Source organism: Aliikangiella sp. G2MR2-5, from assembly GCF_015687155.1.
Classification (GTDB): domain Bacteria; phylum Pseudomonadota; class Gammaproteobacteria; order Enterobacterales; family Kangiellaceae; genus Aliikangiella.
The window spans coordinates 703,181-719,247 of sequence record NZ_JADPQF010000002.1; the positions used below are offsets into that span (position 1 = coordinate 703,181).

19 protein-coding genes are annotated in these 16,067 nt (G+C 41.9%); 7 read left to right on the top strand and 12 right to left on the bottom strand.

The features are described 5' to 3' along the window. Nucleotides 1–21 precede the first annotated feature (21 nt). The 3 genes from IYN84_RS10345 to IYN84_RS10355 form a co-directional block, all read right to left on the bottom strand. On the bottom strand, nucleotides 22–1,149 hold the full coding sequence (locus IYN84_RS10345; RefSeq protein WP_196139119.1) for a response regulator transcription factor: 1,128 nt from the start codon (nucleotides 1,147–1,149) through the stop codon (nucleotides 22–24). Between the two features lie 258 nt (nucleotides 1,150–1,407). Further along, nucleotides 1,408–2,487 carry a TRAP transporter substrate-binding protein gene (locus IYN84_RS10350; protein WP_196139120.1) on the bottom strand — a complete coding sequence of 360 codons (1,080 nt, stop codon included), beginning with the start codon at nucleotides 2,485–2,487 and terminating at the stop codon, nucleotides 1,408–1,410. A 177-nt stretch (nucleotides 2,488–2,664) separates the two neighbouring features. After that, nucleotides 2,665–3,255 carry a carboxymuconolactone decarboxylase family protein gene (locus tag IYN84_RS10355; RefSeq protein ID WP_196139121.1) on the bottom strand — a complete coding sequence of 197 codons (591 nt, stop codon included), beginning with the start codon at nucleotides 3,253–3,255 and terminating at the stop codon, nucleotides 2,665–2,667. Between the two features lie 296 nt (nucleotides 3,256–3,551). On the opposite strand from IYN84_RS10355, the gene IYN84_RS10360 reads away from it, so the two are divergent. The 3 genes from IYN84_RS10360 to IYN84_RS10370 all read left to right on the top strand — a co-directional run bounded on the left by IYN84_RS10360 (nucleotide 3,552) and on the right by IYN84_RS10370 (nucleotide 6,690). Further along, nucleotides 3,552–4,763, top strand: coding sequence for a hypothetical protein (locus IYN84_RS10360; protein WP_196139122.1), 1,212 nt, complete (start codon nucleotides 3,552–3,554; stop codon nucleotides 4,761–4,763). A gap of 2 nt (nucleotides 4,764–4,765) precedes the next feature. Next, nucleotides 4,766–5,299: a MerR family transcriptional regulator gene (locus IYN84_RS10365; protein ID WP_246722773.1), complete on the top strand. Its 534-nt coding sequence runs from the start codon at nucleotides 4,766–4,768 to the stop codon at nucleotides 5,297–5,299. Nucleotides 5,300–5,541: 242 nt separating this feature from the next. After that, nucleotides 5,542–6,690, top strand: coding sequence for a hypothetical protein (locus tag IYN84_RS10370; RefSeq protein ID WP_196139123.1), 1,149 nt, complete (start codon nucleotides 5,542–5,544; stop codon nucleotides 6,688–6,690). Nucleotides 6,691–6,756: 66 nt separating this feature from the next. Here IYN84_RS10370 and sseA read toward each other — a convergent pair whose 3' ends face one another. The 5 genes from sseA to purE form a co-directional block, all read right to left on the bottom strand. Next, nucleotides 6,757–7,599 (bottom strand): 3-mercaptopyruvate sulfurtransferase, encoded by an 843-nt coding sequence (gene sseA, locus IYN84_RS10375; RefSeq protein WP_196139124.1) that lies wholly within the window; start codon nucleotides 7,597–7,599, stop codon nucleotides 6,757–6,759. Nucleotides 7,600–7,655: 56 nt separating this feature from the next. Further along, a complete protein-coding gene (gene hemB / locus IYN84_RS10380; RefSeq protein ID WP_196139125.1) occupies nucleotides 7,656–8,666 on the bottom strand; it encodes a porphobilinogen synthase in 1,011 nt (336 codons plus the stop codon). Nucleotides 8,667–8,750: 84 nt separating this feature from the next. After that, a complete protein-coding gene (gene hemF / locus IYN84_RS10385) occupies nucleotides 8,751–9,656 on the bottom strand; it encodes an oxygen-dependent coproporphyrinogen oxidase (RefSeq protein ID WP_196139126.1) in 906 nt (301 codons plus the stop codon). 93 nt (nucleotides 9,657–9,749) lie between these two features. Beyond that, nucleotides 9,750–10,304, bottom strand: coding sequence for an L-threonylcarbamoyladenylate synthase (locus IYN84_RS10390; protein ID WP_196139127.1), 555 nt, complete (start codon nucleotides 10,302–10,304; stop codon nucleotides 9,750–9,752). A 20-nt stretch (nucleotides 10,305–10,324) separates the two neighbouring features. Further along, nucleotides 10,325–10,828 (bottom strand): 5-(carboxyamino)imidazole ribonucleotide mutase, encoded by a 504-nt coding sequence (purE, locus tag IYN84_RS10395; protein WP_196139128.1) that lies wholly within the window; start codon nucleotides 10,826–10,828, stop codon nucleotides 10,325–10,327. Nucleotides 10,829–11,015: 187 nt separating this feature from the next. Between purE and bluB the strand changes: the two genes are divergently transcribed. Next, on the top strand, nucleotides 11,016–11,660 hold the full coding sequence (bluB, locus tag IYN84_RS10400; protein ID WP_196139129.1) for a 5,6-dimethylbenzimidazole synthase: 645 nt from the start codon (nucleotides 11,016–11,018) through the stop codon (nucleotides 11,658–11,660). 139 nt (nucleotides 11,661–11,799) lie between these two features. Here the strand turns inward: bluB and IYN84_RS10405 are convergent, their stop codons facing one another. Further along, complete coding sequence (locus IYN84_RS10405; protein ID WP_196139130.1) at nucleotides 11,800–11,937, bottom strand: hypothetical protein; 138 nt, start codon at nucleotides 11,935–11,937, stop codon at nucleotides 11,800–11,802. A 202-nt stretch (nucleotides 11,938–12,139) separates the two neighbouring features. On the opposite strand from IYN84_RS10405, the gene IYN84_RS10410 reads away from it, so the two are divergent. The 3 genes from IYN84_RS10410 to IYN84_RS10420 all read left to right on the top strand — a co-directional run bounded on the left by IYN84_RS10410 (nucleotide 12,140) and on the right by IYN84_RS10420 (nucleotide 14,600). Next, on the top strand, nucleotides 12,140–13,501 hold the full coding sequence (locus IYN84_RS10410; protein WP_196139131.1) for a Na+/H+ antiporter NhaC family protein: 1,362 nt from the start codon (nucleotides 12,140–12,142) through the stop codon (nucleotides 13,499–13,501). Between the two features lie 73 nt (nucleotides 13,502–13,574). Then, on the top strand, nucleotides 13,575–14,096 hold the full coding sequence (locus IYN84_RS10415) for an SRPBCC family protein (RefSeq protein ID WP_196139132.1): 522 nt from the start codon (nucleotides 13,575–13,577) through the stop codon (nucleotides 14,094–14,096). 33 nt (nucleotides 14,097–14,129) lie between these two features. Continuing rightward, nucleotides 14,130–14,600: a GNAT family N-acetyltransferase gene (locus tag IYN84_RS10420; RefSeq protein WP_196139133.1), complete on the top strand. Its 471-nt coding sequence runs from the start codon at nucleotides 14,130–14,132 to the stop codon at nucleotides 14,598–14,600. Nucleotides 14,601–14,609: 9 nt separating this feature from the next. On the opposite strand, the gene IYN84_RS10425 is transcribed toward IYN84_RS10420, so the two are convergent. The 3 genes from IYN84_RS10425 to IYN84_RS10435 all read right to left on the bottom strand — a co-directional run bounded on the left by IYN84_RS10425 (nucleotide 14,610) and on the right by IYN84_RS10435 (nucleotide 15,971). Beyond that, nucleotides 14,610–15,077, bottom strand: coding sequence for an ASCH domain-containing protein (locus IYN84_RS10425; protein ID WP_196139134.1), 468 nt, complete (start codon nucleotides 15,075–15,077; stop codon nucleotides 14,610–14,612). Between the two features lie 90 nt (nucleotides 15,078–15,167). After that, nucleotides 15,168–15,611, bottom strand: coding sequence for an N-acetyltransferase (locus tag IYN84_RS10430; RefSeq protein ID WP_196139135.1), 444 nt, complete (start codon nucleotides 15,609–15,611; stop codon nucleotides 15,168–15,170). A gap of 72 nt (nucleotides 15,612–15,683) precedes the next feature. Beyond that, the gene (locus IYN84_RS10435; RefSeq protein WP_196139136.1) at nucleotides 15,684–15,971 is read right to left on the bottom strand and encodes a PilZ domain-containing protein; all 288 of its coding nucleotides are present in this window, start codon (nucleotides 15,969–15,971) and stop codon (nucleotides 15,684–15,686) included. Nucleotides 15,972–16,067 lie beyond the last annotated feature (96 nt).

Here is a 16,067-nt window from a genome sequence, read left to right on the forward strand (position 1 = left end):
ATTTGACGTACTGTTTATATATTAAAGAGTCAGCTCATGAACAGAATCGGCAACCCGACACAAAGCTTCTTGCAGAGAATAGCCTGCGTCCATATATTGGTTGATTTCTTTTCGAGCACTTTCAATATATTCTGTAAGTTGTAGTTCCTGCTCTTCGGTCAACCCTAAAAACATAAAAGACTCTTCAATATTGGTTGCCAGTTGATCAAAGACCAACTGAGCCTTTTGATTTAGCGATTCATTGATAGAGATGATTTTGTTAAACTCCTGCATGACTGTGGATTCAGCTTTATTCGCAATTTTTTCTCTATCAATTTTTTCTTTATGCCTGTAGTTAATCAATTCAATACACGCATCACAAGATTCAAGCATAATGGCTAAATGATCTCTTAATCTACCAGTCAGGTCTGCATCGTCTGTCGGCATATTTTTAATTAGAAAGACGCTATGATTTCCGGTAAAAACATATTTACACCCTACACATACAATGCGCTGGCCATCTCTGGCTAACTGTAAAAGTTGTTCCTCTATCGGAGTAAATGGCTTTTTATCAGACCGGGCAACAATCTCCCCTGCGGTTAGCCTGAGAAGTATTGTGCTATTTAGCCCAAAATCATTAAGAACTGAAAAGGTGTTGTCGAGTAATTCAACTTCTTCTTTTGTCTGTGAAAGTGCCCTGGCGTACTGAATAACTTGCCCGATTTCGCTATTGTTTTTCATCATAACGAAAACCATTTCGTTGGCTAAATCAGCCTTATTTTCAGCTGCTATCAAATTTTGATGTCGAAGGAGTTGTGATTGAACAATATATTTTAACTCTGCTAGTTCGTAAGGTTTGGTTATATATGCATCTCCCCCAGCTTCAAATCCGGTCAGTCGATCTTCAAGACTGCTCCTGCAGGTCAGAAAAATAACCGGCGTATTACTAAGCTCCTGCTGCTTACGTAGTTCTCGACAGATCTGGTAACCGTCGGTGTCAGGCATATTGACATCGAGTAATATGAGCCTTGGTTTGATCGATAACAGCTCTTCCACCGCATTTTCCGGCGAATCGAGTGTTACCACATCATAATCTTCTGAAAGGGATTTTTTTATTAGTAGCAGGTTTGACTCACAGTCATCCAGATAACAGATTGTGGGCAGACTCATAATGTTTTGTTTTATTAAGAAAAAATTGATAACCTTTAGTATAGGAAAGATTCGGTGGATTTCTAATTTTTAGTGCGTCCCCAGCAATCTCAATAAGAGATTGACCTTGTTGTCTTTTCTCGCCTGACAAACATAGTGCCTGCTTGGTAACTCCTTAAATTTAATAATTTTTATAGATTTAGGCCACCCCAGAGTAACGATCTGACTAATTGACTTCTGTTACTCCAGGTAGGCTGGATGAGCTAGAGATAAAAACTATCAGAGACTTTGTGCTATTTTGCGCCACTCGGCTGACTTAGCTTTGAAGGCCTGATAAGAGTTGAATATCTTTTTCGCCAGTGGATTAACTGCGCCCTGTTCAGCGACCACTTCTTCTGCAATTTTAGAAAGGTGCGTCAATACCGCCTCAGGCAAAGGTTTCACCTGTACTCCATGTTCTTCAACAAGGATTTTGAGTGCCTGCGAGTTTTTTTCTGTAAATTCAGCCAGCATGTCTGCGTTGGCGGTCAGACAGGCAGCCTTAACAATTTCCTGAAGGTCTGCTGGGAGCCCAGCCAGAGCTTCTTTATTAATAATCGCTTCAAGCGTTGTACCCGGCTCATGCCATCCAGGGTAGTAATAGTACTTGGCTGCTTTGTAGAATCCAAACGCCAGGTCATTGTATGGGCCAACAAACTCTGCGGCATCAATTCTTCCCATTTCGAGTGCTGAAAAGATCTCTCCACCGGCAATCAGTTCAGGCGTACCACCGGCACGTTTAAGCACTTCTCCTCCCAAACCCGGAATTCGCATTTTCAAACCTTTCAGGTCTTCAATAGTGATGATTTCTTTATTAAACCAACCAGCCATCTGGGTATCAGTATTACCAGCAGGTAGCGGCAAAATATTAAATGGAGAGTAAAGTTCTTCCCAAAGCTCCAAACCTCCCCCTTTAAGCAACCACCCGTTCATTTCCTGAGCATTCAAACCGAAAGGAACTGATGAAAAGAATGAGGCCGCAGGCAACTTGCCTTTCCAGTAATAGGCTGCGCCATGCCCCATCTGCACGCTCCCGGAAGAAACCTCATCGAAAACTTGTAGTGGTGGTACTAACTCTCCGGCACCATAGACTTTAACCTGTAAACGGCCACCGCTCATTTTTCCGATCAACTCTGCCAGATACTCGGCACCAGTCCCCAACCCCTGAAAGCCCGGCGGCCAGGTAGTGACCATATTCCACTTAATCACTTCTTGCGGCTTTGCTTCCTCAGGCGTGCCTTTAGTACAATCCTGTTTTTGTCCACAGGCGCCGAGCAGTGTCGCCGCGCCAGCTGCAGCAATAAAATTTCTTCTTTTCATTGTTTATCCCTTAAAATTTTGGCTGCGCATATATTACGCGATCTCCTGTGATAACCCCACCCTATACTCTGTTTCTAACTAAAAAGTTGTATCCCGTGGTGCAAACTGTTTTTAAAAAAAAATGGAAATAAAAAAGCCCTCAAGAAGAGGGCTCCTTATTTGATACAGTTTCAGGTATCAGACGTGCTTTCCACCGTCCCAGCCCCCTTGCTTGAGCACCCGATCACCCATCGCTTTTGGAGAGTCTTCCAGATCGGTTGCCATAGAGTCATTCCAGCGGTTCAGGAAGCCATATAAGCAAACAGCTCCCAAAATTTCAACTATCTGGTTCTCACTCCAATATTCACGCATATCAGCAAATAGCTCTGGTGTTACTCCGTTTGGTACCGAGCCAGCTGCAAGTGCAAAATCCAGCGCCACTCTCTCAGCTTCAGAATAATATTCGCTCGTTTTATATTCCCAGATTGCATCGATTTTTTTCTGCGATATACCGTGAATGTTAGCCGCAATTAAGGAATGAGCTTCACAATATTGGCAACCTGCAGCACGACTACAAAAATGCGCTATCAAGCGCATAAAACCGAGATCAACCTCTCCTTCTGGCGACATTACTGCTTTTGTTAGCACTCCAAAAGCTCTTACCATTTCAGGTTTGCGCTGCATGGTAAGCAGGCTATTTGGGACAAAGCCCAAAATTCTTTCAAAGATAGCAAAATCATCCGCCAGCTCGGGCGTTGTTGATTTATCCAGTGGTTGCATATGGGCCATTTAGATTACCTTTCATTAGTTATGATTCAATTCACAAATCCGTATTTATTGCGTATGCAACATTACATCATTTATAATGCATATGCAACATGTGATTTGGATGACAGCTACTATATAACTTAGATAGACTTAGCTGGAAACGCCAACCAATGATTGATAATCTTTCCGTGTTAATTAGGGCTAGTTTCGCATGGCAGACTTTGATCAACAGCTTTCAGTTTTTGCGAATTATCTGAGTTGTTGTCAGTCCTGTACACAGAGCCAGAGAAAATCGAATTAAAAATCAGGATCACTGAATGAATAGAAACCAACTGCTTGCCATAAGCCTGCTTGTTGTTACTGGTGGATATTTTTATTTTAACCAGGTACCAGATGTCGTATCTTACGCTGATGAAACTGCCGCAGATACCCCCACTCAGGAAAAGCCTGATAGCGATACTGAACCATATGCCTCAGTCAAACTGGAACAAGGCATAGAAGCCGCAGATCAATCGATTGAAAACAGCAAAGAAGATTTTTTTGCCAGCGGCTACCGTGCCTTCATAAACGCAAAAGAAAACTTCTTTTCAGATTTTGCTAGTCAAATTGAAAGTGATTCAGTTTTAAATGAGTACCTGAAAGATGGAAAGTTTAACGATCTCTATATTGAAGCGCTTGCCCATCTGGAGTCCCCGGAATCTCATTTCTATTTAAACATCACTAAGAGCCGCTGCGATATTCTGGGGATGTTTGGTCAAAACTCACATGGCGAAGATATTGAGCAAGTGATTTCATCAGCCGGAGTTGCAGTGACAGAGGGAGACAGGCAATTTTATCGAGGAGCTGCACAGGCACAACAAGAATTTGCCGAAAACATTACTCGCGAATGCGATCAGATTACCGATCTACATCAAAATAATCAGCAAATCATCCAAAGCAGTTTCCAATCATTATTTCAGCAAGATTCATTTCAAAGCTTGATGGACAATCTCGATGAAGCTGATTCGCCGGTTGAAGAAGTATCACAAGCTTTCAATCTGGATTTCACTCCAACGATGCAACAACAGATAGCAGCCGAGATGAAGATCATTAAAAAAGGTGATAATGAGAAAAAGGAAGGGTTTTCAACCTTGTTGCAGTTGGCAAAAGAAGACCACACAAACTATTTACGAAATAAGCAATGTAATTTTGACTCTAGCTGTAAAGATTTGATTGGAGAGAAAGAGTATCGTCATTATATAAACGAAGGGGCTTATCTTGGTGACCATGGAACTCTCAGTACCTATATCAATGATTTGGAAAAAAGTGGACATGCCCAGGACGCTATCGCCTGGTCACTCTACAATCAACAATTAATCCGTTCTGGTTGTACCAATCAAGATATTGTGACCAAGGATATCATGTTGAAAAAATCTATTAAAAGACGGCTTGAGTTACTCAACGACGACGAGAAAAAATCAGTGAATGCGAAGTTTGAAGATTTAATGGAGAAACACTTTGACAACGCAAAAGCTGTAATCGGTTGTTAGCTATGCCGGAGAAACTGCTAACCATTTCCAAAGTAGCCCGGAAATTTAGCGTTTCCCGGACGACTCTGCTTTACTACGAAAAAGAAGGAGTATTGCTGCCAGCTTCACGATCAGATAATGGTTATCGATGGTATGGAAAAAAAGAAGTTGAGCAGCTGGCGCTTGTTATTAACTACCGTAATTTTGGACTGCCCATTTCGCAGATCAAAAATATGTTGAACTCTACCAGGGAAACTAATATCCAAAAACTATTGAAGGAACAATTTGCCTCTCTCGAGTCGCAAATACAATCGCTCCGTCAACAACAGGAAGCCATTATCCATTATCTTGGGGAATCCAGCGATAAGGAAGAAATGACCAAGGAGAAATGGACCGCAATCATGCGTGCTTCGGGAATGGATGATGATGATATGGTCAACTGGCATATTCAGTTTGAGAAGAATGCGCCACAGGCGCATCAGGAATTTCTGGAATCGTTAATGATTGAACACGATGAAATTAAAAAAATAAGAGGATGGTATCAAATAAATAAGTAAAATTATTCTTGTATTCTCACGAAGGTTCATTTTGACTCACATGAAGAGCAGGATAAAAGAATAGCTCATAATACTTTTTGAATATTTAGATATGGCAGGTATAACGTTTATGGGTTTAGATTATCCGTAAAAAGCTATTAACCTTCTTAGCACTATTGCTCGAACAAAAAGTAATGTAATTTTAAGAGCAAACAAAGACTTTAGATTACCGATTTATGCGACAAAATCACAAGGAAATGATTGTGAAAAAACTTAGTACCTTTTTTGCTGGAATTATGCTTACTTCTTTATTAGGCTGCGGCACATCAGCATATCGAGTTCCGTACAATACCAATCTGGCTAATAGTAACGAGCCAATATACTTTAATTCTCAACTAACGACACCTGATTTCCAAGTCCGTCTTATTAACCAAATAACTGCGCGTAAGGAGCCCTTTGAAGCTTTGCCACAAACAACAAAAGAAAAGTCGAACGGGGAATCGATTTATCTGCCTTTTGAGAAAAAAAATTCAGGACAAGTCATGGCAAACTTTGGACTAGTTGTTGGCTTAATCGATATTGCAATCGAAGCCAGTGAAACGAAACAGCTTGAACAGAAAGGGAATATGCTTTTAGAACCCGTTAGGAATGTCGCTTCCAACATTGATCTCAACGAAATTTTTCTAAAAAAACTAAATCAGAATGTGCTCTCTTCTCAACAACTCAATAACCATTTTATATTGACCAATGAAGAATATAAATCAGTTTCAAATTCGCCTGAAAAACGTTTATTTAGTATCAGTACACAGGCTATATTTACCAGCGATTTTTCAGCCTTACAGGTATACTCTTTTGTCGTATTAAGTAAGGTTAAGAATAATAAGCAAATAAATAAAAGAGCCCGCGGCGGAGCTCTAGATTTCAGAAATAGCTACCAATACATTTCACCTAAACTCAACAAGGCTCCTGAAATAAAATCCAGAATTAAACAGGCAATTCAAGAAACCCGCGAAGCCTATCAGTTAAAAATTGAGAATACGATTAATATTCCTGAAAAACGCTATCTAAAGCGAGAATTGATTAAAGACCTACGTAATCTTGAAAACAACTATCTGCTGGATGAATCTAATGAGGAACTATCGAAACGCTGGTCTTCAAATAACGGCTACCTGATTAAGCTATATTTGGAAGAAGCGGCCACCGAAATTTCCAGAATGATATTGCTTGACCTGGAAGATCAGCAACAGAACAACACTCAGAATAATTTAAACAGGAAGTATGAATCAGGTTTACAGATTATTACTGAAAATAAGGAACGTGTAATCGTCAGAGATATTCAAACTGCCAGAAAAGGGCAGCTTTGTTCACTAAAAAAAGGAACTCCAGGCGCCTATTGTAAATATTTACTTTAAAAGTGTTATTGAAGCTTACATTTTAATAGGGGGAGTGAGTAGCTCCACCCAGCGAACCAAAAGAAACTAACGCTCAATCGGCAAATCATCTCTTGCGCCCCATTCACTCCAGGAACCATCATAAACACTTAAATTTTTATAGCCAACTTCTTCAGCAGCGATAGCCAAAACACTGGCGGTCACACCAGAGCCACAACTAAAAATGATCTCACCATGTTCTTTTGAAATCACCTGTTGAAATGCTTCACCCATTTCTTTTTTAGATTTAAAGAGTCCATGTTCGAGTAAGTTGGTAAAAGGTAAACATTTGGAGCCAGGAATGTGACCGCCACGTAATCCCTTTCTCGGTTCTGTTTCGGTCCCATTAAAACGACCGACTGAACGAGCATCAACAATTTGTATTTGTAGGTCTTTGCTCGCTTCCAGTACCTGCTCGGCAGATTTTACTCTTTCCGGCTGGAAAGTTGCTTTGAAATCTCCGTTGGTTTTCGTGGTCGAAAACTCTTCATCAACCGGTAGTCCGGCGGCAGCCCATTTGGGCAATCCGCCATCGAGGATCGCAACATTATCATGTCCAAAAACTTTGAACATCCACCAACCCCGGGGAGAGGAAAAAACTCCCATGGCATCATAGATAATCACTGTTGAATCCTGATTAATGCCTAACTTTTTTACTGACTCTTCAAATTCCTTTTCACTGGGTAACATGTGGGGAAGATCAGTAGTTTGATCACAGATTTCTGTATCAAAGTTGAACTCCTTTGCTCCCTGAATCACAATGGGAGATGCTTCTATCGCCTGACCATTTGGCATTTTTTTCATGGTGGCATCGAGTACCACAATATCAGGATCGGATAAGTGTTCCGATAACCACTTAACCGAAACAAAATTGGATTCTAGGGTAGGCATTGAAGTCCTTTTATCTGCAACTGGTTTGGTTAAAAAATAACAATATTTGCTTTTTACTACTCCTTTAGCCAGCGCGCAACATCTTTTGCATAATATGTCAGAATTGCATCGGTACCTGCCCGCTTGAAACCAACCATAGCTTCCAGAACGCACTTTTTTTCATCTATCCAGCCGTTTGCAGAAGCGGCCTTTAACATGGCATATTCACCGCTTACATGATAGGCCATAACCGGTACCTTAAAGTTTTGTTTAACCCTGTAAATTACATCAAGATACGGCATTCCCGGCTTCACCATAACCATATCAGCACCTTCATTAATATCCAGCGCGACTTCATGGAAAGCTTCATCACCGTTTGCCGGGTCCATCTGGTAAGTTTTCTTATCAGCTTTTCCCAGATTTCCAGCAGAGCCGACCGCGTCTCGAAATGGCCCGTAGAAAGCAGACGCATATTTTGCAGAGTAAGCCAAAATGCGTGTATTCACATAACCTTCAACTTCAAGCGCTTCACGAATAGCTCCAATGCGACCATCCATCATATCTGAAGGAGCCACTACATCGGCCCCCGCTTGTGCATGGCTAATCGCCTGCTGGACCAAAACTTCGGTGGTTTCATCGTTAACTACATAACCATTTTCATCGATAATCCCGTCCTGCCCATGGCTGGTGTAGGGATCGAGAGCGATATCGGTAATCACGCCTAATTGTGGGAATTTAGCTTTGACTGCAATGATAGTCTGTTGCACCAGGCCTTCAGGATTATAAGCCTCTTCAGCTTTGAGTGATTTTTTAGCCGAATCGATTACCGGAAATAAGGCTATGGCAGGAATACCCAATTCGACCACTTCCTCCAGCTCAATCAGAAGGTGGTCCAGCGATTTACGCTCAACACCCGGCATTGAAGACACCGCCTCAATTCGACCTTGCCCTTCCAGTACAAATACCGGATAGATCAAATCGTCCGCCGATACTTTATTCTCGGCCATCAATCGACGTGAAAAATCGTCTGCTCGCATTCGCCGAGGGCGTTTAAACGGATAGCTACCTTGAGTTGCATACTTGGCCATTGGAAATCCTTAGTCAATTTAAACTGGCAATATTATTCAATAAGTTAACGCTTTTAATGTTGATTATGGTCAGTTTAACAAGCTCTAGGCCAACCAGTCTCTGTCAGTTAAATAGTAGCTCGTTAACTTTTCTTCTTCACTACCTGGCTCCGGTTGCCAATTGTAGTGCCAACCGACATCTGCCGGAAGCGACATTAAAATCGACTCAGTTCGACCACCGGTTTGCAAGCCAAACAGGGTGCCTCGGTCATATACCAGATTAAACTCTACATATCGACCTCGTCGCATTTTCTGGAAAGATTTTTCACGCTCGCCAAAAGAAATAGCTTTGCGCTTTTCAACAATTGGCGCATAACCCTTGGTATAGTGATCACCGACACTTTGCATAAATTCAAACGATTTATCGAAACCTGGCTCATTTAAATCATCAAAGAAAAGACCACCTACGCCTCTGGGCTCACCACGGTGCTTGATATAGAAATACTCGTCACACCATTTTTTATATTTTTCGTAGGCCCCTTCGCCAAGAGGCTCGCAAGCAGCTTTGGACACCTCATGCCAGTGAACACAATCTTCCTCAAAACCATAGTAAGGGGTTAAATCGAATCCGCCTCCAAACCACCAGACAGGTGATTCACCCTCTTTTTCTGCAATAAAAAAACGAACATTCATGTGGGAAGTCGGAACATAGGGATTATTGGGATGTATAACCAGGGAAACCCCCATGGCTTCAAAACTTCGACCGGCAAGCTCAGGACGTACGGCAGTCGCCGAAGCCGGTAATTTATCTCCTTGCACATGGGAAAAGTTCACCCCACCTTTCTCAAATACCGCACCGTCACTTATCACCCGGGTGATACCGCCACCACCTTGTGGTCGCTGCCATTCATCGGTAATGAAATCAGCTTTACCATCAAGTTGTGCAAGGGCTTCACAAATGTTGGATTGCAAATCAAGCAAATAGGATTTTACAGCTTGCTTATCAGACATAGATTGCTCGTCATTAAAATTTTTGGGAAATTGCCGCTATTCTACATGATTTACAGTGAGATAGGGGGGCTGTATTAGCATGTGATACAGTGATTAGCTACGTAAAACCTGACCACTTTCAAGATCAATAATTTGCGAGGCAGACTGCCCGCCGACATTACCCGCAACGATTAAGTCAAGTTCATCGCCCATCTTTGCCTTTATCGCGCAGGCATCAAGCATGGCCTCCTCTCCAGCACGATTACAGCTGGTTGAAACCAGTGGAGCATTAATTGCATCGCACAACGCCCTGGCGACTGGGTGCTGAGTCACACGTACTGCAAGCTTGGGATGCTCTCCTCCCAGTTCAAAAAGAACCTTATCGGTTTTTGGAATTAACCAGGTTGTTGCCCGCTCTCGTGGTAGAGTGATCTGCTTGAGCTCGGTTGAAGTTAGCGGTTGAATGTAGCGTTTAGCCTGTTCAATATCGCTCACCAAAATGATTAACCCTTTTTCAGGCGGACGCTTTTTAATTTGCAGGATACGATTGAGCGCGTCGAGGTTGTCTGCAACACAACCCAGACCGAAGCTCGACTCGGTAGGATAGGCAATCACGCCGCCACCAGATAAAATGTCAGCGGCGTGATTTATCTGTGTTTGGCTAATCAAGGGAAAAGCCAGACAAAAACTTAGCGCAAGCTCTCTTGAAGCTTGGCGTCTTTAGCGATAACCGCTTCAGCATTTGCTTTACGATCGTTCGCTACAGTTTCAGCGATTTTAGGATCCGCGATCCCCAGCATTTGAGCAGCCAGATAAGCCGCGTTTTTGGCGCCAGCTTTACCGATTGCAACAGTTGCAACAGGAACGCCTGCAGGCATCATAACTGTAGAAAGCAGTGCATCCTGACCTTTCAATGGACCACCGTCCATTGGTACACCGATAACCGGCTTAGTCGTCAAACCAGCAACTGCACCAGCCAGATGAGCAGCAAGACCAGCTGCACAAATGAAAACCTGACAACCACGAGATTCGGCGTCTTTCACAAATTCGTGAGTCGCGGCTGGAGTACGGTGAGCAGAAGTTACTTTCACTTCGCAAGTAACACCCAGCTCTTTCAGGACATTGTAAGTATTTTCCATCACCGGCCAATCAGAGTCCGATCCCATCAAAATTGCAACAAATGCATTGCTCATTTCGCTACCTTTTAAGATTAATCAAATGAATGTTGAAAACTAAGTAAAGTTTAATCTGGCTAATTTTCAACCAAAATTTTAGGAGGCGTATTCTAGCAAAAGGAATATCGAGAAGGGAACAAAAATAGAGAAAATCTATAAGATCGATTAGACTCGCTGTTTTTTCGCTCTGTCAGCAGAAGTATTCATGAAACCAAACCATTTCGAGCAAGAATCAGCAGATATGCTAGCGGCAATTATGGGCGCACGGCGAGATGTCCGCGGCAACCGTTTTATTGACAAGCCTGTCGCTGCCGACATCCTTTCACAAATATTTGCAGCGGCAGAAATGGCTCCGTCAGTCGGCTTTTCACAACCCTGGGAATTCGTTGTGGTCAATAATATGAAGACTCGGCGCGCCCTGGTAGATAATTTTAATCAGGTTTCCACTCAGGCTCAAAAAGCTTTTAGCCAAGATAAGCAGGAACAATATGCCGCTCTCAAGCTGGAAGGGATTATGGAAGCGCCTGTTAATATTGCTGTTTTTTATCGTCCTTCCAGACTACCGGTACTAGGCCAGTCATCGATGGAAGAAACTGGTCGATATAGTGTAGTCTGCGCCATTCAGAACATGTGGCTCATGGCTCGAGCACTTAATGTTGGTATGGGATGGGTTAGCATACTGGAAGCTGCTTTCGTTAAAGAACAACTTAATGCCCCAAAAGATGCGGAGCTGGTTGCCTATCTATGTCTGGGTTATGTTAACGAGTTTTTGGAGCAACCTGAATTGGAAAAACTAAACTGGGAAAGGCGTAAATCCATCAGAAGTTGTATCCTCGAAGAATCCTACTAAACGGTAGCAGTCAATTTTCCTTCGATTAAAGCTGACCAGTCAAACAACTCAATACACTCGCCGTCTGTAACCAGATAGCGAGAAGCGCTTGTCTGCTATCGCGTCAACTAAGCAGACACAGGGATTTTATTTATACTATTTACTTATACTCATTAGCATCCGAAGACTTGTGATCATCCATCCATTGGCTGATTTTACGACGAACGACGCGATAAAAGTGACGCCAAAACTCGGCAAAAGTAGCACCGATAATAATGCCAACTATCAATTCGAACATATTGTTTCTCCTGTTAGGTTAAAGCCACCTGACACACACTTAACGACCTACCGCAAATATGCAATCCATAGGCCAACTCATAACTACTTGAATTACATTAATTTAATTGGATCTTGATAGTGCTCTAGTGGTTTAATGAGCAATTAAATGGTCAAATTGTTCAGCCATTATTGAAAATAACTAATAATTTAGGGGCCTACTCTTGGAATGGTTAACATTACTGCCGCCAACAATCGCTATTATTGTGGCTGTTTGGAAGAAAGATGTCATTATTGCTTTATTGTCAGCATTATTTACCGCAGAGTTTTTACATAGCCAGTTCAATATTGGCCTCGGCTTTTTAAGCCTGCTGGATAGAATTATCAAAGTTTTTTCGGACGCGGGTAACACGCGTGTTCTGGTTTTTAGCTTAATGATAGGTGCGCTACTTGCACTCATGAGAAAATCCGGAGGAGTCAGCGCTTTCGTTCAATGGGTCTCTTCCAAAGGTCTGGCTAAAAGTCAGCGTCGGGTTTCGGCAATACCAACCTTACTCGGAATTCTGATCTTTATTGAGACTAACCTTAGCATACTGACCGCCGGTTTCATTTCAAGACAGCTATTCGACAAAGTTAAAATGAGTCGAGCGCGCCTTGCCTATATCATTGACTCTACCTGTGCCCCAATTTGTGTCATTATTTTATTTAATGCTTGGGGAGCGACTATTCTTGGCTTAATCAGTGGGTTTGACCTCCCCTCTCCCGCACAGACTCTGGCGTATTCTGTTCCATACAATCTCTACTCCTGGTTCACCTTGATTCTTGTCTTTTTTACAGTATGGACGGGCAAAGTTTTTGGTCCAATGAAAGAGTCAGAAAAGCAGCTGGAAACACTTTCAACCCATATTGAAGAAAATGACAAAGCATCAAGCGCACACCTGATGGTTTTACCCTTATTAACCTTAATTGTCGGCATAATTTTCTTTATGTGGTACACCGGAGATGGACAAATTTTGCAGGGTAGCGGCTCAACTTCTGTTTTGTGGGCTGTAGGACTGGCCTGTCTAATGGCGGTTCTATTGATAAAGACTTCAAAAGCAGAACAACCTGTTAAAACTCTGATCAATTGGAGCTTTGAAGGTATGAGCGATCTCTTGCCATTGGTTACAACTGTTTTGCTTGCTTTAGCGCTCGGCGATAGTATGAAAGCTCTGGGGACCGGAGATTTTGTTTCTCAAATGGTTACCCAGAATATTCCATTATGGACAGTCCCGGCACTAATATTCATTGCTGGCGCACTGATTTCTTTTACTACAGGGACTTCCTGGGGTACTTTCAGTATCTTGATTCCTATTGGCGTACCAATAGCATTGGCTGGAGGTCTTCCAGTAGAATTGGTACTAGCAGCTATTCTAGGGGGAAGCGTCTTTGGTGATCATTGCTCTCCCATATCAGATACAACAATAGTTTCCTCGTTGGCGGCAGGTTGTGATCATTTAGAGCATGTTAAGACACAACTACCTTATGCTTTGGCTGCTGGAGTGCTGAGTATTTCAGGATTTCTACTGTTCGGGCTGTTAAACTAGATTATTAAGGTAAAACTCAGCTTTTAATACCCACGCAAATATAGAAAAAATTGATAAACAATGGAGCAAATCAATGAAAATCTTTCTTAAGATTCTTCTCGGCTTAATCATTATCTTTATTGTAACTGGGCTTTTTCTCGACAATAAAATTGATGTTAGAAGAGAAGTTACTATCAAGGCCTTACCACAGCAAATTCACCCTTTCATCAATGATCTTAAGAATTGGTCCCAATGGAGTCCTTGGGAAGTACTCGACCCGTCGATAAAAACAACTTTTGGAGATATTACGAGTGGCACCGGCGCTTCACAAAACTGGACTGGCGAAAGTGGTTCAGGCGCGCTCAAGTTTACACAATCTTCACTAGAAAAAGGCATTGTCTATGATTTAACTTTTGAAGGCGATCCTACAGTTTATGTTTCTGGAATGAGCTATCGCATAGAAGGTGACACAACCATTGTGACTTGGTATATGCAGGGCGAAATGGGTCCAATCGTTATTGGTAACTATTTCGCTCAACTCATGGATGCCTTAATTGGTGATAGTTTTCAACTGGGGCTCGACCGTTTGAAAGAAGCGGTGGAAAGGCAGACCTAACATCAGGAAAAATAGAAGTATTTTAAGGCAACTATGAAACCGGTTTCTATCTATCCAGCTCATGAGTCAGATGCTCTAGATATATCAAATTTAATCATCGAAAGTGTGTCCAAATTCATCACCAATGAATTTACTGCACAGGGACGCAAACTAATGCTGTCGTCCATGACAGAAGACAGCATTAGAAAAAATCTTCAGCAAGGCTTTACTTATTTTCTTGCAAAGGATTCACGAGATAGAAAACTTATCGGAGTGGTTGGTATGAAGTCTCCTGATTATCTGTTTCATCTTTTTATCGAGGAATCATCACACAATAAAGGGATCGCAACCCAGCTTTGGCAAGAAGCACTAGTGTGGTCAGATGCGACAGAAATTTCTGTTAACGCTTCTCGCTATGCGCTCAAATTTTACCAAAAACTTGGCTTTATCAAGGTCGACGAAATGAAAGATGTTAACGGTGTTATTTATTTTCCAATGAAATATTTTAGAAGTCAGGTTGTTTAAAGATATCCGCTAATTTGCAACAAAAACCACCTCAAACTCTTCAAATACAATCTTCATATTATCATCCGGTTTGAAGTGTGTATTTTCAAATTGTCGTGCGTAATAGGCTCTATGTACTTTTTGCCAATATTGCAAACTTTTGTCGCCCTCGCCTTCGAGCATGGCATGCTCGTCACTTATTTCATTAAAAGCAAGCGTTGTTACTTTAGTTGTTTGTATTACACAATGGCCAACTTTATCCCAGTCGGTAACGATATAAAGATCTCCGATTTGCGGCAAAGGTTCATCAAGCATTTCAAATTCCCATACGGCAGTTGCGGTCGCTCGCTTTACTCCGTCCAGAACCAGATCCAAACATTCATTTGCATCTTTCTCATTGTCACAAAAATGAATTGCTTGAATTTCTCTAAAAGGCTTATTTTGTACTGAGAAATAGGCTCTTGAAATTTCTCTAATTGAATTATGCTGAGACTCCATGTTTCCAGATTACTCCTTTATTTTTTTAAAACCAAGGTTCTTACACTTACCCTAAATAGCACATTATAAATTGGAACTCACTTCACCTGCTTACTGCGCTGTTCGATAGAACATTTCAATTTCCTCTCCCACATCGGCAACAGGCTCAAATCCCAGTCTCAAATATAATGTTCTGGCAGGGTTACTTTTTAATACACTTAGCCCTACATCGACCTTGTCTCTTGTCGCTCGCTCAATTAGCTTTTCAATTAGCCGAGAACCGATTTTCAATCCTTGATAATCAGGATGAACCTGAATTTGAAAAATGTACCATTGTTTTTTTTCTTCAAGAAAACAGGCTTTGAACAAACCTGCCGGTCGACCATTTATCTCGACTATTTGCGCTGCCTCAAAACAATAGTGAATGCGGCTTAAAAACGATTCTCTGTCAGTTGGCCAGCCTACAGCCTGAAGATACTGACTCATGGTCAGCTCACGCAGCCGAACCAGAAAATCTATATCAGTGTCTAACGCCTTCCTCGTTTCAAAATCCATTTAAGTTAATTCTTCTAATTGATAATAGTGGGAAAGTTTTATAACAGGTCAGCTGAAAAAGGGAAAGGTAATCTAGGAGAAATTTTCTTCATCTAGTAAATACTGGATTCCAGCGCCATAGCGATTGGTCCAGGCAACTCTCGCATTTAATACCGGCGGATTTTCAAATCCTTCTGCAGATTGAACCTGTATTATGGTATCAATTTTGAGCTTGGCCAGCTGTGGGCCTTCAATGAACAGGCCACCATCAGAAAAATCCATAGTCTGAGTCTTGATTCGACTCAATCCCCCACCTTCAACAAATACATGAGTCCTCAGGGGAAGACGTTTATGAACTCGTTGTTCTTTATACTCGCTCATAACTAATTCTCGACCTAAATACCAGCAAAACCAACCGAATAACACAAGTTGAGTTTCTACATGCCACCGGAAAATTATCTCAAACAAGATAAGCTA

Bases quoted from the DNA above. Each gene is read 5' to 3' on its own strand.
- hemB (WP_196139125.1), bottom strand. From the start codon at position 8,666: ATGGCCAAGTATGCAACTCAAGGTAGCTATCCGTTTAAACGCCCTCGG.
- IYN84_RS10360 (WP_196139122.1), top strand. From the start codon at position 3,552: ATGAATAGAAACCAACTGCTTGCCATAAGCCTGCTTGTTGTTACTGGT.
- IYN84_RS10405 (WP_196139130.1), bottom strand. From the start codon at position 11,937: ATGTTCGAATTGATAGTTGGCATTATTATCGGTGCTACTTTTGCCGAG.
- IYN84_RS10415 (WP_196139132.1), top strand. From the start codon at position 13,575: ATGAAAATCTTTCTTAAGATTCTTCTCGGCTTAATCATTATCTTTATT.
- hemF (WP_196139126.1), bottom strand. From the start codon at position 9,656: ATGTCTGATAAGCAAGCTGTAAAATCCTATTTGCTTGATTTGCAATCC.
- sseA (WP_196139124.1), bottom strand. From the start codon at position 7,599: ATGCCTACCCTAGAATCCAATTTTGTTTCGGTTAAGTGGTTATCGGAA.
- IYN84_RS10365 (WP_246722773.1), top strand. From the start codon at position 4,766: ATGCCGGAGAAACTGCTAACCATTTCCAAAGTAGCCCGGAAATTTAGC.
- IYN84_RS10430 (WP_196139135.1), bottom strand. From the start codon at position 15,611: ATGGATTTTGAAACGAGGAAGGCGTTAGACACTGATATAGATTTTCTG.
- bluB (WP_196139129.1), top strand. From the start codon at position 11,016: ATGAAACCAAACCATTTCGAGCAAGAATCAGCAGATATGCTAGCGGCA.
- IYN84_RS10425 (WP_196139134.1), bottom strand. From the start codon at position 15,077: ATGGAGTCTCAGCATAATTCAATTAGAGAAATTTCAAGAGCCTATTTC.
- IYN84_RS10345 (WP_196139119.1), bottom strand. From the start codon at position 1,149: ATGAGTCTGCCCACAATCTGTTATCTGGATGACTGTGAGTCAAACCTG.
- IYN84_RS10355 (WP_196139121.1), bottom strand. From the start codon at position 3,255: ATGGCCCATATGCAACCACTGGATAAATCAACAACGCCCGAGCTGGCG.
- IYN84_RS10420 (WP_196139133.1), top strand. From the start codon at position 14,130: ATGAAACCGGTTTCTATCTATCCAGCTCATGAGTCAGATGCTCTAGAT.
- IYN84_RS10350 (WP_196139120.1), bottom strand. From the start codon at position 2,487: ATGAAAAGAAGAAATTTTATTGCTGCAGCTGGCGCGGCGACACTGCTC.
- purE (WP_196139128.1), bottom strand. From the start codon at position 10,828: ATGAGCAATGCATTTGTTGCAATTTTGATGGGATCGGACTCTGATTGG.
- IYN84_RS10435 (WP_196139136.1), bottom strand. From the start codon at position 15,971: ATGAGCGAGTATAAAGAACAACGAGTTCATAAACGTCTTCCCCTGAGG.